We start from the raw sequence: 14275 nt of genomic DNA, 5'->3' as shown, positions 1-14275 counted from the left end.
GGGAAGACCGCAGACACGTCGAACGGCCGTGGCGGGGTGGTACGGATGACGTTCACAGCGGCGACCTTGCCAGCAGCCTCTGACAATCGGCGTACGACGAGATGGCCGCAGCCGGCCCTTCCTTCGACGGCCGCCACCCACATCAGCGTCGGTACACGGCCTCGGTGCCCTATCTCTGACCCACGGTGCAAGGTAGAGCCGCGCCCGCTACCGGGTTCCGGCGACGTGCGGCGGCGTCGCGCTCCGCGACGTGCGAGCGCGTGATCACCCGCTACCAGGTGCACCAGCTGCCCGGTAAGAAGTCCGTCACCAGCCGCACCCTGGATGGGTGGGCTGATGGAGCGCGACGGCAGCCTGGACGGCTTCACCCTGCTGCGCCTCGGTCCGTACACCCAGACCCGGCACGCCCAGCAGGACCACGACCGGCTCACCGCCGCGCTGGACGGACGGGAGACCACCCTCGCGCCCGGCTTCCGGGTCTCCGCGAGGTTCGGGCCGTTCGACGTGAGCGACCACAAACTGTTCGCCGACCACGCCCTCGGTGACGATGGGACGTGAGCTGATGACGTATCTATCCAAAACCCGGTTTTGAACCGACACGCCGCTGTACCTCCGAGCGAGGCATGACGTGGCATCCTGTCCCGGTCCGCTAGGGCCTGTGTGATGTCGCGATCATTCGGTGGTCTTCACCAGGTCGTCGATCCAGATCATTGCGGCGCGGAGGTGGAGGCCGGCGAGGTAGCTTTCGGGTGACTTGTCGTAGCGGGTGGCGATCCCTCGCCAGGCCTTCAGCTTGTTGATCAGGCGCTCGACGGTGTTGCGTTCCTTGTAGAGGTCGGTGTCGTGGCTGACGGGTCTGCCGCCTCGTGCGCCCTTCTTCTTCCGGTTGGCGGCCTGGTCCTTCTTCTCCGGGATGACGGCCTTGATTCCGCGTTTGCGCAGGTAGGCGCGGTTGCCGCGGGATGAGTAGGCCTTGTCTGCGGCGACCGCGCCGGGCTTGGTGCGGGGACGGCCGACGGGCAGGCGGACTCTCACCCTCGCGAGCACGGGGATGAACTGCGGGCTGTCCCCGGCCTGCCCGGCGGTCAGCACCATTGAAAGCGGACGGCACCTGCGGTCCGCAGCGAGGTGAATCTTGCTGGTCAGGCCGCCCCGGGACCTGCCGAGGAGGGCTTCCTTCAGGCGGAGCTTGCGTCTGCGGCGGATGCGGCGACGCTCGGCCTGTCCGTTCTGTTCCTCCGGTCCGCCCCCTTTTGCCGGGCCGCTTCCTGTTCCTGTGCGGCTTCTTCCAGGGCCTCCATGAGGTGCTTGCTGACACGCATCCCCGCGGCGTCGTGGTGGGCACGGACCGTTGTGGAATCCACGCTGACCAGCGACAAGTCCGTTCTTCCCACGCGGGCTGCCTCGGCGATCAGGCCTTCCAAGAGGGCGGTGAAGACACCGGCGTCCCGCCAGACGCGGAAGCGTCCGTAGACCGTGGCCCACGGGCCGAACTCGGCAGGCATCTCCCGCCACTGAGCACTGGAGCGGAACCGCCAGATCACACCCTCGAACTGCTCCCGCAACCGCTCCGGATACGGGCCGTACCTACCGATCGGCAGATACGGCTCGATGAACTTCCACTGGGCATTGGTGAGTTGCCTGCGTGTCACAACCACAGTCGTACCGGATTCCACCTCGCGACGAGGACAGAACCCAGAAACTGATCACGACATCACACAGGCCCTAGTACCGGCCCAACCGGGTCGGGAAGCATACGGAGCATCAGGAGTACCACCCATGGCACGGATCACCGCGCTTATCAACCGCAAGGGTGGAGTCGGCAAGTCGACTCTCACCGTGAACACAGCGGCCATCACCGCCCAAGTCCTGGGCAAATCACCCGACGGCGACCCCCACTACGTCGCCGCAGTCTCGGCCGACCCTCAGGGATCCACCACATGGTGGTCACAGCGCGTCGGTGAGGACCTTCCCTTCTCCTTTGAGCAGATCAACTCGCGAGACGACCTTGAGTTGTTCTCCCAGCTGAAGAAGTCGCGAAGAGTGAAGCACGCCTTCATCGACACACCCGGGTGGATGGACCTCCCCGAGGACGAGAAGGAAGAAGCCGGCGACCCGTTCGGCAAGAGCACCGCGGCCGACGCGATGCGCGCCGTGCTCGCAAACGCCGACGACATCATCATCCCCGTTGAGCCGGAACCGCTGGGCTTCATGCCAACACGCGACACCATCGAGGAAGTGGTCAAGCCCCTCGGCATCCCCTACCTCGTTGTCATCAACAACTGGGACCCGCGCGACGGCGAAGCCGACCTCGACCAGACAAAGGACTTCGTCCGAGCCCAGGGATGGAACCTGGCCAATACTGTCGTGCGGCACTACAAGGTCCACACGCGGGCGGCCCTCGAAGGAACCGTCGTCACTCAGTACAAGAAGAACCGGGTCGCCATGGAGGCCCGCGAAGACTTCTACCAGCTCGCCCTCGAGCTGGGAGCAGGCAAGAAGGAGCGTCGTTGATGGCCGCGAAGAAGCAGTGGGCGGCTCTGATCGACGGTCCCGGCAAGGCCGGCAGCAAGAGCACCGGCGAGACTGACCCCTCCAAGACGGCAGCTCCGCCGACCACGGCCTACATGAACACGATCATCAGCAACCCGGACAATCCACGCACTGCGATGGACTACACCGACGACGACCCCGAGTTCCGCGAACTCAAAGAGTCCATGCGCGCGGTCGGCCAGCTGCAGCCGGCCGCCGCGATGTCAAGCGAGGTCTACCGTCGAGTCAAGCCCGAGCACGCCGACGCCATCGGAGACGCCCAGTGGGTGGTGATTCTCGGCAACCGGCGCTTCCACGCAGCGAAGCAACTCGGCTGGACCAAGTTCGAAATCAGGGTCCGCGATCGGCTGGGCAATGAGGATGACGACAAGGTCGACGAAGCCGTCATCATCGAGAACATCCACCGCAAGAACATCCCGCCATACAGGGAAGCCGAGTTCCTGCAGCGGATGGTCGAGCGCCACGGGTCTCAGGAGAAGGTTGCGGACCGCATCGGCAAGTCGCAGATGTACGTCTCGAACCGGCTGGCCCTGCTCAACCTGGCACCGGAACTCAGGGACGCCGTTGACACCAAGCAGCTCAAGGTGAAGACGGCAGAACAGATCGCGAAGATCAAGGACCCGAAGGAGCAGAAGGCAAGGGCTGCTGAAGAGCTCCTGAGGGCGTCCCGGCCCAAGCAGCCCAGGAGGAAGTCGGCACCTCCTGCTGACGCTGCGGTTCAAAACCCGGTTTTGAACCACGCCCCAACGACTGTGGCTACAGGCAATGAGGCCAGCACACCAAGGCAGTCAAGCGAGGGACAGCCCCAACCGACGCGCGTACCGGAGCCTCGGCCAGCGGGCCAGGGAGCCAACACAGAAGTGATGGATGCTGTCGGCAGCAACCCTTCTCTCCCATGGCATGACGGGGCTGCGGTCATGGATGCCGTCTACGGGAAGCTCACTGCACCCCAACGGAGCGACTTCATTCTTCGGTATTTCCAGGTCAGCAGCGGAGTCGAGGCCGTCATCGAGGACATGAGGGGCACCCTTACCTCAGAGGCCCGCATCCAGCTCGCAGCTATTTTGCAGCAGGTCTCCAACGGACTCCTCAAGGACGGGTAACCCGCCAGAAGACCGGCGGAGGGCTGGACGGTGATGTTGCTGCCCCTCCACTCCTAACCGGCGCATTCGCGGCCCACACGGAGGCCCCTGCCAGAGGCGGGGGCCTCCTGTACGTCTGGGACAGCCGACGAACGAGCACAGGCCTCCCCTCCCCGCCGCCGAAGCTCGATGCCGAGCCAGTCGACAGCCCTCACACCTGATAACGGCTCTATCAGTGAGCTTCTTCAGCGTTGCCGCTCTAGAGTGAGGACGGCCTTGGCGATTGACGTCATGCGGTTGGGGCTGCACCGGGATCTGCGGAAGATCCGCCAGGACTTCAGGCGGGCGACGCCGCGTTCGACGGGTGCCCGTGCCGCGGCCAAGGCACGGTTGCGGGTCTTCTCGGTGGGGGTGAGGTCTTGCCGGGGCCTGCGTTTGATGCCGGTGGTCAGCCAGGGACCGCCGCCCTGGTAGGCGAGATCAGCCACGATGGGAACGCCCTGGCGCTCACAGATCCGGATGATCCGGTGAGTGCGGGCGGCGGTCAGGTCGTGGGTGCGGCCCGGCAGGACGGGCGAGAGCCACAGCAGCCGGCCTCCGGGGTCGGTGACGACCTGCACGTTCACGCCGTGGCGCCGGTGTTTGTGGGAGTAGTCGGCCCGGCCGTCGCCGACCCGGTCGCACTCGGCGAGGGTCCCGTCGAGAAGGACGAAGTCGGGATCACGCTCGCGCAGCGTCTTGAGCAGCCCCGGCGCACGTGCGGCGAGCAGGTCGACGACCGCGTTGGTGTAGGCGTGGGCGGTGGACTCGCTGATCCCGAAACCGGCAGCGATCTTCGCCAGAGTGGTGTGTTCGCGCAGGTACACCAGTGCCACCATCGCGCGCTGGGACGGACGGAGCTTGCACCGCCGGTCGCCCTCACGGGTGACGATCAGCATGGTGACCCACTCCACGAGCGCATGCGGTAGGTCGAGTGCGGCAGGATGGATGACCAACGAGGCCCCCGAGCAACGTGATTGAGACGTCAGACATCTCGATCAACAGCTCGGGGGCCTCGCTCGTTGCGCGTCACGGCCCATCACCCGATCGGTGGCGAACTCGAAGAAGCTCAGTAGGCTGTCAGCCGCGGAGTCAGACGGAGGCAGGCACACGTTCCAGGCTCGAAGGGAGCCACACCACCGAGAGTGAGGCCGCGGCCGTCTCAGCCCCGCGTTCGACGTACGGGGTTTCAGCGCGTGTCCCGGCGGCGGTGGTCAGTTCTCAGAGGGCCCGAGCAACTCTGCTGTGTCGGTCGGCTCGAGGAGCGGGAGACGACTATTGCCAATGGCTTGCCGGTACAGCTCCTCTGCTTCCTCGTTCCGCCCCGTCTTGGCGAGCAGGATGCCGAGGTTGAATGCTGCGCTGGTGTGTCCGGTGGCTGCGGCTTGCCGGTACAGCTTCTCGGCTTCTTCGTTTCGCCCTGTCTTGGCGAGCAGATTGCCGAGGTTGAATGCTGCGCTGGTGTGTCCGGTGGCTGCGGCTTGCCGGTACAGCTTCTCAGCCTCCTCCTCCCGCCCCGTCTCGGCGAGCAGATTGCCGAGGTTGATGGCGGCGCCGGTGTGTCCGGTGGCTGCGGCTTGCCGGTACAGGTTCTCGGCTTCTTCGTGTCGCCCTGTCTTGGCGAGCAGATTGCCGAGGTTGACGGCGGCGTTGGTGTTTTTGGCTGCGGCTTGCCGGTACAGCTTCTCAGCCTCCTCCTCCCGCCCCGTCTCGGCGAGCAGATTGCCGAGGCTGAATGCGGCGCCGGTGTGTCCGGTGGCTGCGGCCTGCCGGAACAGTTCCTCGGCCTCCTCCTCCCGCCCCGTCTTGGACAGCAGGATGCCGAGGTTGAATGCGGCGCCGGTGTGTCCGGTGGCTGCGGCCTGCCGGAACAGTTCCTCGGCTTCCTCTATCCGGCCCGTCTCGGCGAGCAGAGTGCCGAGGTTGACGGCGGCTTTGGTGTCTTTCGCTGCGTCTTGCCGGAACAGCTTCTCGGCCTCTTCGTTTCGCCCCGTCTCGGCGAGCAGGATGCCGAGGTTCGCCGACGACGGCGACGTAGAGGGTCAGGGCGGTACCGAAGGCGCTGGCACCGCGGCGCAGGCGATCGGTCCAGTGGGGCGTGGTCGGGTGGGGGAGGGCGGCGGAGATGACTCCGGCCAAGAGGGCCAGGAGGAATCCGCTGCCGCAGAGTAGGGCTATGAGTGCCCAATTGATCATGACATGCCGATCTCGCGGGCCTGCCTCCCGCAGCGGAGACGCGACCGTCCAACGTAACGACCATAGTCTTACTCTACCTAGCCCCCTACGTCTATCTCTACCTAGCTAGGTAGAGATAGACTGTGGCTATGGGCGAGCCGAGAATCACGATGGCAACCCGGGAAGTGCTATCAGCCTTCCTGGCGAAGCCGGCCGAGGAGCACTACGGCCTACAGATCGCAGAAGCCGCCGGGCTGCCCGGCGGCACCATCTATCCCATCTTGATCCGCCTGGAACAGTGCGGCTGGCTGGAAAGCCGCTGGGAGGACATCGACCCGCAGCATGAAGGTCGTCCCCAACGCCGCTACTACCGGCTGAGCGAGCGTGGAGCACAGGCCGCCACCGCCGCGCTGGTCAAGCGCACCCGTCGAGGAGCCCTGGGCCTGCGCACACATGGGGGCGTCGCGTGAAGGACGCTCTCAGCCTGTTCTCAGTGCTGCCCCTGCTTCTGGTAGAAATTCGGACATTGCTGGGCTTAGTTCGCCGTGAGGGAGCCGAATCGGATCGGCAGCGAACCGAGGGTTACATGCGTGTACTAGACCACCTTGAACGGGACCTCGGCCGGAGGCCCACGCAGGAAGAGTTCAGCCGCGCCATTCAACGCAGGACCAGGCCGAGCGCTCGCCTCTTCGGCCACGTCAGGGTGCGTGGGCACGTGCGCCGGGCTCGGCGGAGGCCGCAAGTGGTGCAGCGCCGTCGGCTCAACCTGGCGCTGCTCTTCCTGCCTCCCGGGCAGCGTGAACGCTACCGGCAGGAGTGGAGCGCCGAAATGGCCACCCTGAATCAGCAAGACGCAGCCGCGTTCGCCCTCCATGTCCTCAAGCACGCGCCGATGGCGGGGATGAGGCTCCTCTCGAAGAAGGTGTTCGGCCGAAAGGCCGCCTGATCCTGCTCTGACTCCTAGTTCGGCTGCGTAGCCGTCCCTCGCGTTCCAAGAACCCCGTACGCCACGGCGTACGGGGTTTCTCGTGTGCTTCCCCCTCGTTCATCTGCATGAGGATCGGTCTGTCCTCGGAACGGGAGGGCAGTACGGGGAGCTGTAGGCGTGCGCGGCGGAGGCTGCCTCGTGAGTCGAGGTATGCCATTCCCATTGGAATGTGGTCTGCGTCACAAGGCGTGCGGCTCGGGTGTGCTGTGCGCTAGTTCATGGGACAGCCGGAAAGGTGCTGGTGGGAGTGAGCATCGGGTGTGACGCATCGTCATATTCAATGCTCGCCTCTTTGCTTCCCGTGACAACGGCCCTTCACCTGGGGCTTTCTGGGTTCTCAATCGCATCAGGGATGGTCTGTCCGCCCCGTAGGATTCGCGATGTCCGGTCCCGCGAGCGCGCTGGGTCTGCCGGGGTCTGAGGACCGCCTCCGGAAGGCCAGACTGTCCCAGTCGCGAGCGGTCCGGACAAGGATCGATGACATGTCCCGAGACACCACCGACCCGGAGCCTGTAGACCCCGAGGGATCGCAAGTCCCCGAAGGAGAACAGCCGGAGGAGAGTCCCGGGGCGGACCACTCGAAGCGTTGGAAGGACGTCGCTGTTGCGGGGGTGCAGCTCATCTTGAGCGGCTTCGCGGAGCGCGTCGCTGACTGGATCATTCACATCGGTCAGCAGGCTCTCGATCTGATCGGCAGCCTCCTGTAAAACGCGCGACGCCCCCCAGGTACCAGCCTGGGGAGCGTCTCAGAGCGATCCTGCTCCAACGGTTGCCCTCGTTGCGTCCTACCCGGGAGTGGCGGGGGCTTCCGTCTCCCTTACGGCTGTTAGGGCCGGAAGGAGTCTGCGTTGTGAACCTCGGCCGCGTTCTTGCCGCCTCAGCCGTAGTGTATTCCTACCGGCATTCCTCGAGTGCTAGGAATGCCTCTGCGTATCTGCCCCCGCTACGGCCTGGCTCCTTGGAGTAAGGGGAGCGTGGCCCATGTCGGAAGGTGTCCGGCCGAAGGACTGCCCGACGCTCGACGTTTGACGCGGCACCGCCCGTCACGTCCAGGTGCGTGCGCCTCGGCGTACGGGGGTTTCTCGCGACTGGTCACGTCGTTCAACCCGGTACGGGCACGTGTGCCCGGATACGGGAGGTGTGGGGTGTACGGGGAGCTGTGGGCGTGGGCGGCGGAGAAGCCGGCACGGGCGGCGGTGGCCGCCGCTCTGGTGGGTCTGCCGGCCGTGGGGGCGTTGGCGCAGCAGCGGCAGGCCGACCGGAAGAAGGCCGGCCGTGACCCGGCGGCGGGTGCGTCCGGCGGCGGGGTGTTGGTGCGGTTCTTGACGGGTCGGGACCTGCGGCCGGGTGAGCCGTCCTCGTCGGCGAGCTGGTGGTGCGCGGGGGTGGCGGTGGCCCGGGACCGTACGGCCGCCGACATCGGGGCCGAGGCCCCCGGGACGCGGTGGGAGACGACCAAGGAAGGCCGCGGCGGGGCGCTGCGCGCCCTTGCGGCCGGGGCGGGCCGCTGGAGTTGCTGGCCCGGAGCCGCGCGCTCTGCGGTGCGCCTCGCGGTCCCGACGGCGGTGCTGGCCGGGTGGGCCGGGCGGTGGTCGGTCGTGGCCGCCGTGGTGGGGGTGCTGGCCGTCATGGGCGTCCTGATGGCCATGACTGGCCCGGTGGTCCTCGGCTGGTGGCGGCCGAGGCCTGCGGGGGCGGACCTGGTGCACGGGCCGGGCATGTGGGCGGCGCTGCGCCCGGTCCTTGGGGTTGAGGAGAGGGAGCGGCGCCGCAGGTGGTTGCACCTGCCCGTGGACGTCACCGAGGCGGGGGCGCGGATCGTGCTCCGGTTGCCGGCGGGGTGGGCCGGCGGGGAGGCGGGGACGCGGGCGGTGGACGCGATCGTGACCGGCCGGCTGCCGGGGGAGTGGTCGGCGTATTGGCATCGTGCGGTCGCGGCACCCCCCTCCCAGGCCCGGACTTCGCGAGCAAGATCCGCGGCCTCCTAGCCGCAGACCGGCCCACCACCCTGAACCGGCTGCCCGCGCGCCTCACAGCCACCCGTCACGAACACAGCGCTACAGACTCAACAGGCGAAGAACAGGTGAGCAGGGACGATCGCATGCTGGGTGAGACGGCGACCCGATGAGTGTAAGCGGGGGAGAGGCTTTGGGCAGCGACACTAGTCTTCTGAGTCAGGAATTCTGTTCAGATGTGTAGGCTTGCGGTATGGCGCGGATGGGGCGGCCGAAGGCCGAGTTGAGGTTGTCGGATGAGGAGCGGGCCGCACTCGAGGGGTGGGTGCGGCGCCGTTCCACGCCGCAGGCGTGGGCACTTCGTTGCCGGATCATCCTGGCCTGCGCGGAAGGCGCTTCGAACAAGGATGTAGCGGCCCGGCTCGGCTCGACCGCGCATGCGGTGGGCCGCTGGCGGGCGCGTTTCGTCGAGCACCGGATCGCCGGCCTGGGCGACATGCCGCGATCCGGCGGTCCGCGGTCGGTCACGGACGAGCAGGTCGCCGCTCTGGTCGCCAGGACACTGGAGTCGACACCGAAGAACGCGACGCACTGGTCGACGCGGTCGATGGCGAAGGAAACGGGCCTGTCGCAGTCGACCGTGTCGCGGATCTGGCGGGCGTTCGGCCTGCAGCCGCACCGCTCTGAGACCTTCAAGCTGTCGACCGACCCGTACTTCGTCGACAAGGTCCACGACGTCGTCGGCCTCTACCTCGATCCGCCGGAACGGGCCCTGGTCTTCTGCGTGGACGAGAAGTCCCAGATCCAGGCACTGGACCGCTCGCAGCCCGTCCTGCCGATGATGCCCGGCGTCCCGCAAAGGGTCACGCACGACTACGTCCGGGCCGGCACCACCACCCTCTTCGCCGCCCTGGAGGTCGCCACCGGCAAGGTGATCGGCTCACTCCACCGCCGCCACCGCGCCGAGGAGTTCAAGAAGTTCCTCATCAAGCTCGACAAAGAAGTCCCGGCCGGCCTGGACGTCCACCTGGTGCTGGACAACTACGCCACCCACAAGACCCCGGCCATCAAGACCTGGCTGGTGGCCCACCCCCGGTTCCACCTGCACTTCACACCCACCGGGTCGTCCTGGCTCAACCTCGTGGAGCGGTGGTTCGCCGAGCTGACGAACAAGCAGATACGACGAGGCGTCCACAAGACCGTCCAGGCCCTGGAGCAGGACATCCGGGCCTGGATCGCCGCATGGAACAGTGACCCGAAGCCCTACGTCTGGACCAAGACCGCAGATGAGATCCTCGAACGCCTCGCCAGCTATCTGAACAGAATTCCTGACTCAGAAGACTAGGAAGGAGACCGCCCTGTCAGCCCTGCCGGTCGCCTCCGTAGCAAGCCATAAGTGACAGGCGACCCTGAGAGTCAAATCCGCCCAATCTAACGAAGCAGCCCCCCACCCAGCTCGGGCGGTGGGGCGCTTTCGTGTCGATTCCCGGTTCTTGAGGGTCACTGCTCCGGCATGCTCCCTCGGAAGTAGTGGTGGTGTGTGACTCGTCTCAGTGAAGTTTGACTGGTTTCGCTGAAGTTTGACCGATCCGTGTCCTCGTCAAGGTCGCAGTTTCCGGGCCTGCGGGTCGAAGCAGTTGAGGCCCATAGATGCAGCGACTTCGGCCGCGTGGGCAGATGCCTCGTCGGCCATGCTCCAGCGCATGGGGAAGTAGATCAACGGGCCACGGGCTTCCCCGATCAGTGGGGCGGTGGACCAAGGTGAGGTGTCGTCATCGTCTTCAGCGATGTCCGGCCACCGCTGCAAGAGCGCGGCGACGAAAGCCTCGATGCGCTCGGCCGGAGGAACTGCGGGCCCTTCCGTGTCCATGAAGCGGTCATAGAGGCCGCGGAAACACCGGGCCGCAGCCGCGTCATCCGCCGGCCGCGCCCCCTCCCACACGGCAAGGTCATAGCTCATGGGCGCAGCCTCTCATGCCTCACCGACAGCTGGGCCAGCGAACCAGGTCATCCGTGACCAGGCCATGCCAAGCCTGAGATGAGACAGCCCCGCCCGCCTGGTGAAACTTCGATGAGACGACCAAGCCAGCCGTCACGCTTCGGTGAGACTGGTGCATCTTCACTGAGACAGGTCAGCATGACGTCCGCAAGCACCTCTGCGGCCTGCCAGCAGCAGGCTCGCTGATAACGGCGTTATCAGCGAGGGGAATGGCCTGCGTCGGGCACAACGCGGAGACTCTTGCGCCGGTTGTTGGCCTCCGCCAAGGTGTGGGGTCATCGCGTACAAATTGGCCGGAACTGGGAGTGATGCCCTGCGAGTCGGGTCCAACTCGCTTCGATCCTGGCTGCAGTGGCGGCCGAGCTGGGCGCTATCTGATCGACACCCCTAGATCGAGGACTGTGCTCAAGCAGCACCTTTTCCCAGAGGCCGGACTCGCTGAGAGTCCGGCCTCTGCGTCTGGATGGATCCTTGCGCGGCTGGGGAGCTGTAGAGCGCACGTACAACCGAATCAAGGGAGGGGCAGAGTATGGGAACGGTGCTGCTGGTGTTCTTAGCGGTCCTGGGCGCAGTGAGTGTGACGGGGGCGCTGGTGCGCGCCGGGCGCCGCGAAGCAGCGGCTGAGAAGACCCGGCTTGCGGAGCAGGCACGGGTCCAGGCCCTGCGGTCGATGGAGAAGATCTGGCTCATGGGGGACCGAGAGTTCGAAGAGTACGTCGCGGATTTGTGTCGTCGTGACGGGTGCACCGAGGTCCGCCGGGCGGGCGGCGCGAACGACCTAGGTGCCGACGTCATCGGCCGGTTACCGGACGGTCGGAAGATCGTGGTGCAGTGCAAGCGCTATGCGAAGCACCGGACAGTCGGCAGCCCGGACCTCCAGAAGTTCAACGGCACCGCCCGAAGCGAGCACGGAGCGGACGTTCCGCTCTTCGTCGCCACCTGCAAGTTCACCAAACAGGCTCGGGCCTTTGCCGCCCGCCACGACCTGGTCCTGGTCGATGTCGATCTGCTTGGCTTCTGGAACAGCGGCACGGCCCTGACCACGCTCCTCGACCTGGACATCGGCCGGTCCGGCACCAACCGGAAGCTGGCCCCGGACGACTGAGCCCTCCTGCAGTTCAGTGCCCTGCGTCGATGCCCTTCCCGTTCCCAAGCCCACAACGCTGGGATCGCGAGGACAGGGCAGATGGCGCCGGGCGCGTTTAGCGCGTCGGTCACTGGCCGGGTTGCGCCGGGGAGAGGCCGGCGGTGGTCTGTCCTGAGGCGAGGACCCGCGCGTAGGCGGCCAGGGCCACCGCGAGCGAGGCCGCGGCTGTCTCAGCCACCCGGCACCCCAGTGGAGGTCGTCCTTGACGGCGTGCGGCTGGTTTCGCACTCGGCAGTCAGTGCCCGGTGAGGATCGAGTGGGTGCCGATGCGGCGCCAGATCACGTGAGGGGTGCCGGGGCGCAGCTCGGGTCTAAGGAACTGGAGATCCCCGTCATCGCGCTGTCCCAGCTCAACCGCGGCCCCGAGCAGCGCACCGACAAGAAACCGCAAGCAACTGATGAAGTCCGGCGGCATGGGGCGCCCGGAGAACCGCCTGCGCGAGTCCGGCTCCATCGAGCAGGACACGGACATGGTGATCCCGCTCCACCGCGAGGACGCGTACGAGAAGGAATCGCCCCGCGTGGCCAAGCATCGCAACGGCCCGACGGCCACGATCAGCGTGGCATTCCAGGGCCACTACAGCCGGTTCGTCGACATGGCGAACACCTGATCAGTTCCGGTGTAGGGCCTCATATCTCGTGTCGGAATCTCACGGCCGATGTCGAATGAATGTCGGATACGACATCGCTGTGAGACTGGCCCGGCATCATGGCCTGGTGACCACATGGATGCGCTGCTACTGGGACGGGGAAGACACCTGGTTCTACTTCGAGGTCGACGCTGAAGGCTGGGTGATCCGGCAGGTCGAACTCGAAGGGCCTGAGCTGATCCCGATCGCAGCAGCCTCCCTCGCCGAGTGGCAGCGGGCCCGCGACGCAGGCCGCCCCGGTGAGTACGACGACAGATTCGGGATCACCGCCGAGCTGCCCGTCTCGGAATGGGAAGGCCACGACCCCGAACAACTCACCCTTGAGGAGTTCGAGGATGTCTGGGGCCCTGCCCGTTAGCAGATCGCATCCCGGCCCAGCTGACCTCTCGGCGCCGCACTGGCTTCTTGGCATCATCGCGAGATGACCCCGACCCTTCCCCGTACCGTCCGAGCCGTCGACACCGCTCAGCTCCTGGACCTGGCCCAAGAGGCCGCCATGCATGGCTTCAGCCAGCGGCTCCCGGTCGACTGGCTACGAGAGCACCTCGCCGCAGAAGCGACGCATTACCTGTTCCCGACGCTCGTGCAGCGGCTCACGCACTGTGCCGAGGTGCCCGTGCAGTGGAGGTGCCAGCAACTGCTGACCGTCAGCACCGGCGAGCAGATCTGGGGTCTCCTCGACGTCCTTCCCAAGACCTTCGACAAGATCCCGGAGACCTTGGACACGGAGTCCAAGAAGGACATCGTCAACCGCATCGAGCAAGCAGTGAAGGTGCGGGAGTGGATGGAACGGACGGCCGCCGATACAGGTTCATGAGGTCCGGCGCAGCCGGCTGGGCAGTCTGAGGAAATGACATCGATCTGAGACAGCCGCCTGCCGACACGTCGTGAGACTGGAGGGCAACGTCCAGGTCATAGCGTCGGCGCCTGACACCGAAGGCGAGACCCTACATCCGGTTCGACCGGACGTGATCCCATAAAGCCACCTGGAGGTGGCTCTCGCAGCCGATCTTCACCTCCCGGCCCTCCCGGTCGTCCGAGACGAAGATCGGCCGCGCCCGTACCGAGAATGCGAAGGAGTGACTCCGACGGGCATGGTCGACGACAGCCTGACGCGCGCGGACGAGCCCTACTTCACCCGGCCAGCCCCGAAGTCCGCGGGCGCCCAGATACGGTTCCTGGCCAAGCAACTCAAGTCCACCCGCGAGGTGGCCACCCTGCTCGGCATCTCCCAGCGCACCGTCGAGCGCTACCTCAAGAACCAGATCAAGACCCCCCGCCCCGCCCCGACCTCGCCCGGCGCCTGGAGGCGAGGTCCGGCGCCGCTGGCAGCCCTTGGTCCGCAAGCGCGCTCGCGCCCAAGCCGCCCGCGCCACCGGACTGGTCATCGAGACCCGGGCCCGCTTCGGCTTCACCGCCGCGCCCGGCACCACCGACGACGGCCGCATGCGCCGCATCACCCAACATCTCCCCCCGGAGTTCGCCGGACGCCTCTTCGCCGCCCAGGACGCCGGCGCGACCGAGGCGGAACTGCGCGCCATCGCGGCAGAGGGCCTCCAAGAGGTCTACTTCAAGGACAACGGCCGCCGGGCCGACCAGCTGCTGGTGGAGTTCACCGACATCGACTACGTCGATTTCAGCTTCTGAGCTCCCTGCCGATCCGCATAGCCAACCAATTGACATTGAG

At 66.5% G+C, this 14275-nt stretch carries 14 protein-coding genes and 3 pseudogenes; 13 read left to right on the top strand and 4 right to left on the bottom strand.

Translation table 11 applies throughout. The features are described 5' to 3' along the window. Positions 1-336 precede the first annotated feature (336 nt). Positions 337-558: a hypothetical protein gene (locus ACV7NM_RS33630; RefSeq protein WP_463414195.1), complete on the top strand. Its 222-nt coding sequence runs from the start codon at positions 337-339 to the stop codon at positions 556-558. A 114-nt stretch (positions 559-672) separates the two neighbouring features. On the opposite strand, the pseudogene ACV7NM_RS33625 reads toward ACV7NM_RS33630, so the two are convergent. After that, positions 673-1652, bottom strand: a pseudogene (locus tag ACV7NM_RS33625) (IS5 family transposase). A 127-nt stretch (positions 1653-1779) separates the two neighbouring features. Between ACV7NM_RS33625 and ACV7NM_RS33620 the strand changes: the two are divergent. Beyond that, positions 1780-2514, top strand: a complete 735-nt coding sequence (locus tag ACV7NM_RS33620; RefSeq protein ID WP_463414194.1) for a ParA family protein — start codon at positions 1780-1782, stop codon at positions 2512-2514. Then, positions 2514-3656 carry a ParB/RepB/Spo0J family partition protein gene (locus ACV7NM_RS33615; RefSeq protein ID WP_463414193.1) on the top strand — a complete coding sequence of 381 codons (1143 nt, stop codon included), beginning with the start codon at positions 2514-2516 and terminating at the stop codon, positions 3654-3656. The genes ACV7NM_RS33620 and ACV7NM_RS33615 overlap by 1 nt, the downstream gene beginning before the upstream one ends. 224 nt (positions 3657-3880) lie before the next feature. On the opposite strand, the gene ACV7NM_RS33610 is transcribed toward ACV7NM_RS33615, so the two are convergent. Both ACV7NM_RS33610 and ACV7NM_RS33605 read right to left on the bottom strand, forming a co-directional pair. Beyond that, a complete protein-coding gene (locus ACV7NM_RS33610) occupies positions 3881-4630 on the bottom strand; it encodes a transposase (RefSeq protein WP_463414192.1) in 750 nt (249 codons plus the stop codon). A 258-nt stretch (positions 4631-4888) separates the two neighbouring features. Beyond that, positions 4889-5680 carry a tetratricopeptide repeat protein gene (locus ACV7NM_RS33605; protein ID WP_463414476.1) on the bottom strand — a complete coding sequence of 264 codons (792 nt, stop codon included), beginning with the start codon at positions 5678-5680 and terminating at the stop codon, positions 4889-4891. Positions 5681-6019: 339 nt separating this feature from the next. On the opposite strand from ACV7NM_RS33605, the gene ACV7NM_RS33600 reads away from it, so the two are divergent. From ACV7NM_RS33600 to ACV7NM_RS33580, 5 genes are all read left to right on the top strand, one after another. Next, positions 6020-6319 (top strand): PadR family transcriptional regulator, encoded by a 300-nt coding sequence (locus ACV7NM_RS33600; RefSeq protein WP_463414191.1) that lies wholly within the window; start codon positions 6020-6022, stop codon positions 6317-6319. A 272-nt stretch (positions 6320-6591) separates the two neighbouring features. Further along, entirely contained in the window at positions 6592-6795 is a 204-nt protein-coding gene (locus ACV7NM_RS33595) for a hypothetical protein (protein WP_463414190.1), read from the top strand. A 524-nt stretch (positions 6796-7319) separates the two neighbouring features. Beyond that, positions 7320-7544, top strand: coding sequence for a hypothetical protein (locus tag ACV7NM_RS33590; RefSeq protein ID WP_463414189.1), 225 nt, complete (start codon positions 7320-7322; stop codon positions 7542-7544). A gap of 438 nt (positions 7545-7982) precedes the next feature. Further along, positions 7983-8825 (top strand): hypothetical protein, encoded by an 843-nt coding sequence (locus ACV7NM_RS33585; protein ID WP_463414188.1) that lies wholly within the window; start codon positions 7983-7985, stop codon positions 8823-8825. Positions 8826-9054: 229 nt separating this feature from the next. Continuing rightward, positions 9055-10137: an IS630 family transposase gene (locus ACV7NM_RS33580; protein WP_463413961.1), complete on the top strand. Its 1083-nt coding sequence runs from the start codon at positions 9055-9057 to the stop codon at positions 10135-10137. A gap of 255 nt (positions 10138-10392) precedes the next feature. On the opposite strand, the gene ACV7NM_RS33575 is transcribed toward ACV7NM_RS33580, so the two are convergent. Continuing rightward, positions 10393-10752 (bottom strand): hypothetical protein, encoded by a 360-nt coding sequence (locus ACV7NM_RS33575; RefSeq protein WP_463414187.1) that lies wholly within the window; start codon positions 10750-10752, stop codon positions 10393-10395. A gap of 568 nt (positions 10753-11320) precedes the next feature. Here ACV7NM_RS33575 and ACV7NM_RS33570 point away from each other — a divergent pair. The 5 genes and pseudogenes from ACV7NM_RS33570 to tpg all read left to right on the top strand — a co-directional run bounded on the left by ACV7NM_RS33570 (position 11321) and on the right by tpg (position 14235). Then, entirely contained in the window at positions 11321-11896 is a 576-nt protein-coding gene (locus ACV7NM_RS33570; RefSeq protein ID WP_463414186.1) for a restriction endonuclease, read from the top strand. Between the two features lie 343 nt (positions 11897-12239). Next, a pseudogene (locus tag ACV7NM_RS33565) lies at positions 12240-12549 on the top strand (DnaB-like helicase C-terminal domain-containing protein); the annotation flags it as partial. Between the two features lie 118 nt (positions 12550-12667). Further along, complete coding sequence (locus tag ACV7NM_RS33560) at positions 12668-12946, top strand: hypothetical protein (RefSeq protein WP_463414475.1); 279 nt, start codon at positions 12668-12670, stop codon at positions 12944-12946. 63 nt (positions 12947-13009) lie between these two features. Beyond that, the gene (locus tag ACV7NM_RS33555; protein WP_463414185.1) at positions 13010-13405 is read left to right on the top strand and encodes a hypothetical protein; all 396 of its coding nucleotides are present in this window, start codon (positions 13010-13012) and stop codon (positions 13403-13405) included. A gap of 277 nt (positions 13406-13682) precedes the next feature. Continuing rightward, a pseudogene (gene tpg, locus ACV7NM_RS33550) lies at positions 13683-14235 on the top strand (telomere-protecting terminal protein Tpg). Positions 14236-14275 lie beyond the last annotated feature (40 nt).

The sequence above is a fragment of the Streptomyces sp. Tek67B01 genome (assembly GCF_055231995.1).
The sequence above is the reverse complement of the archived record's forward strand: the minus strand, read 5'-3'. Positions and strand labels throughout refer to the sequence as shown.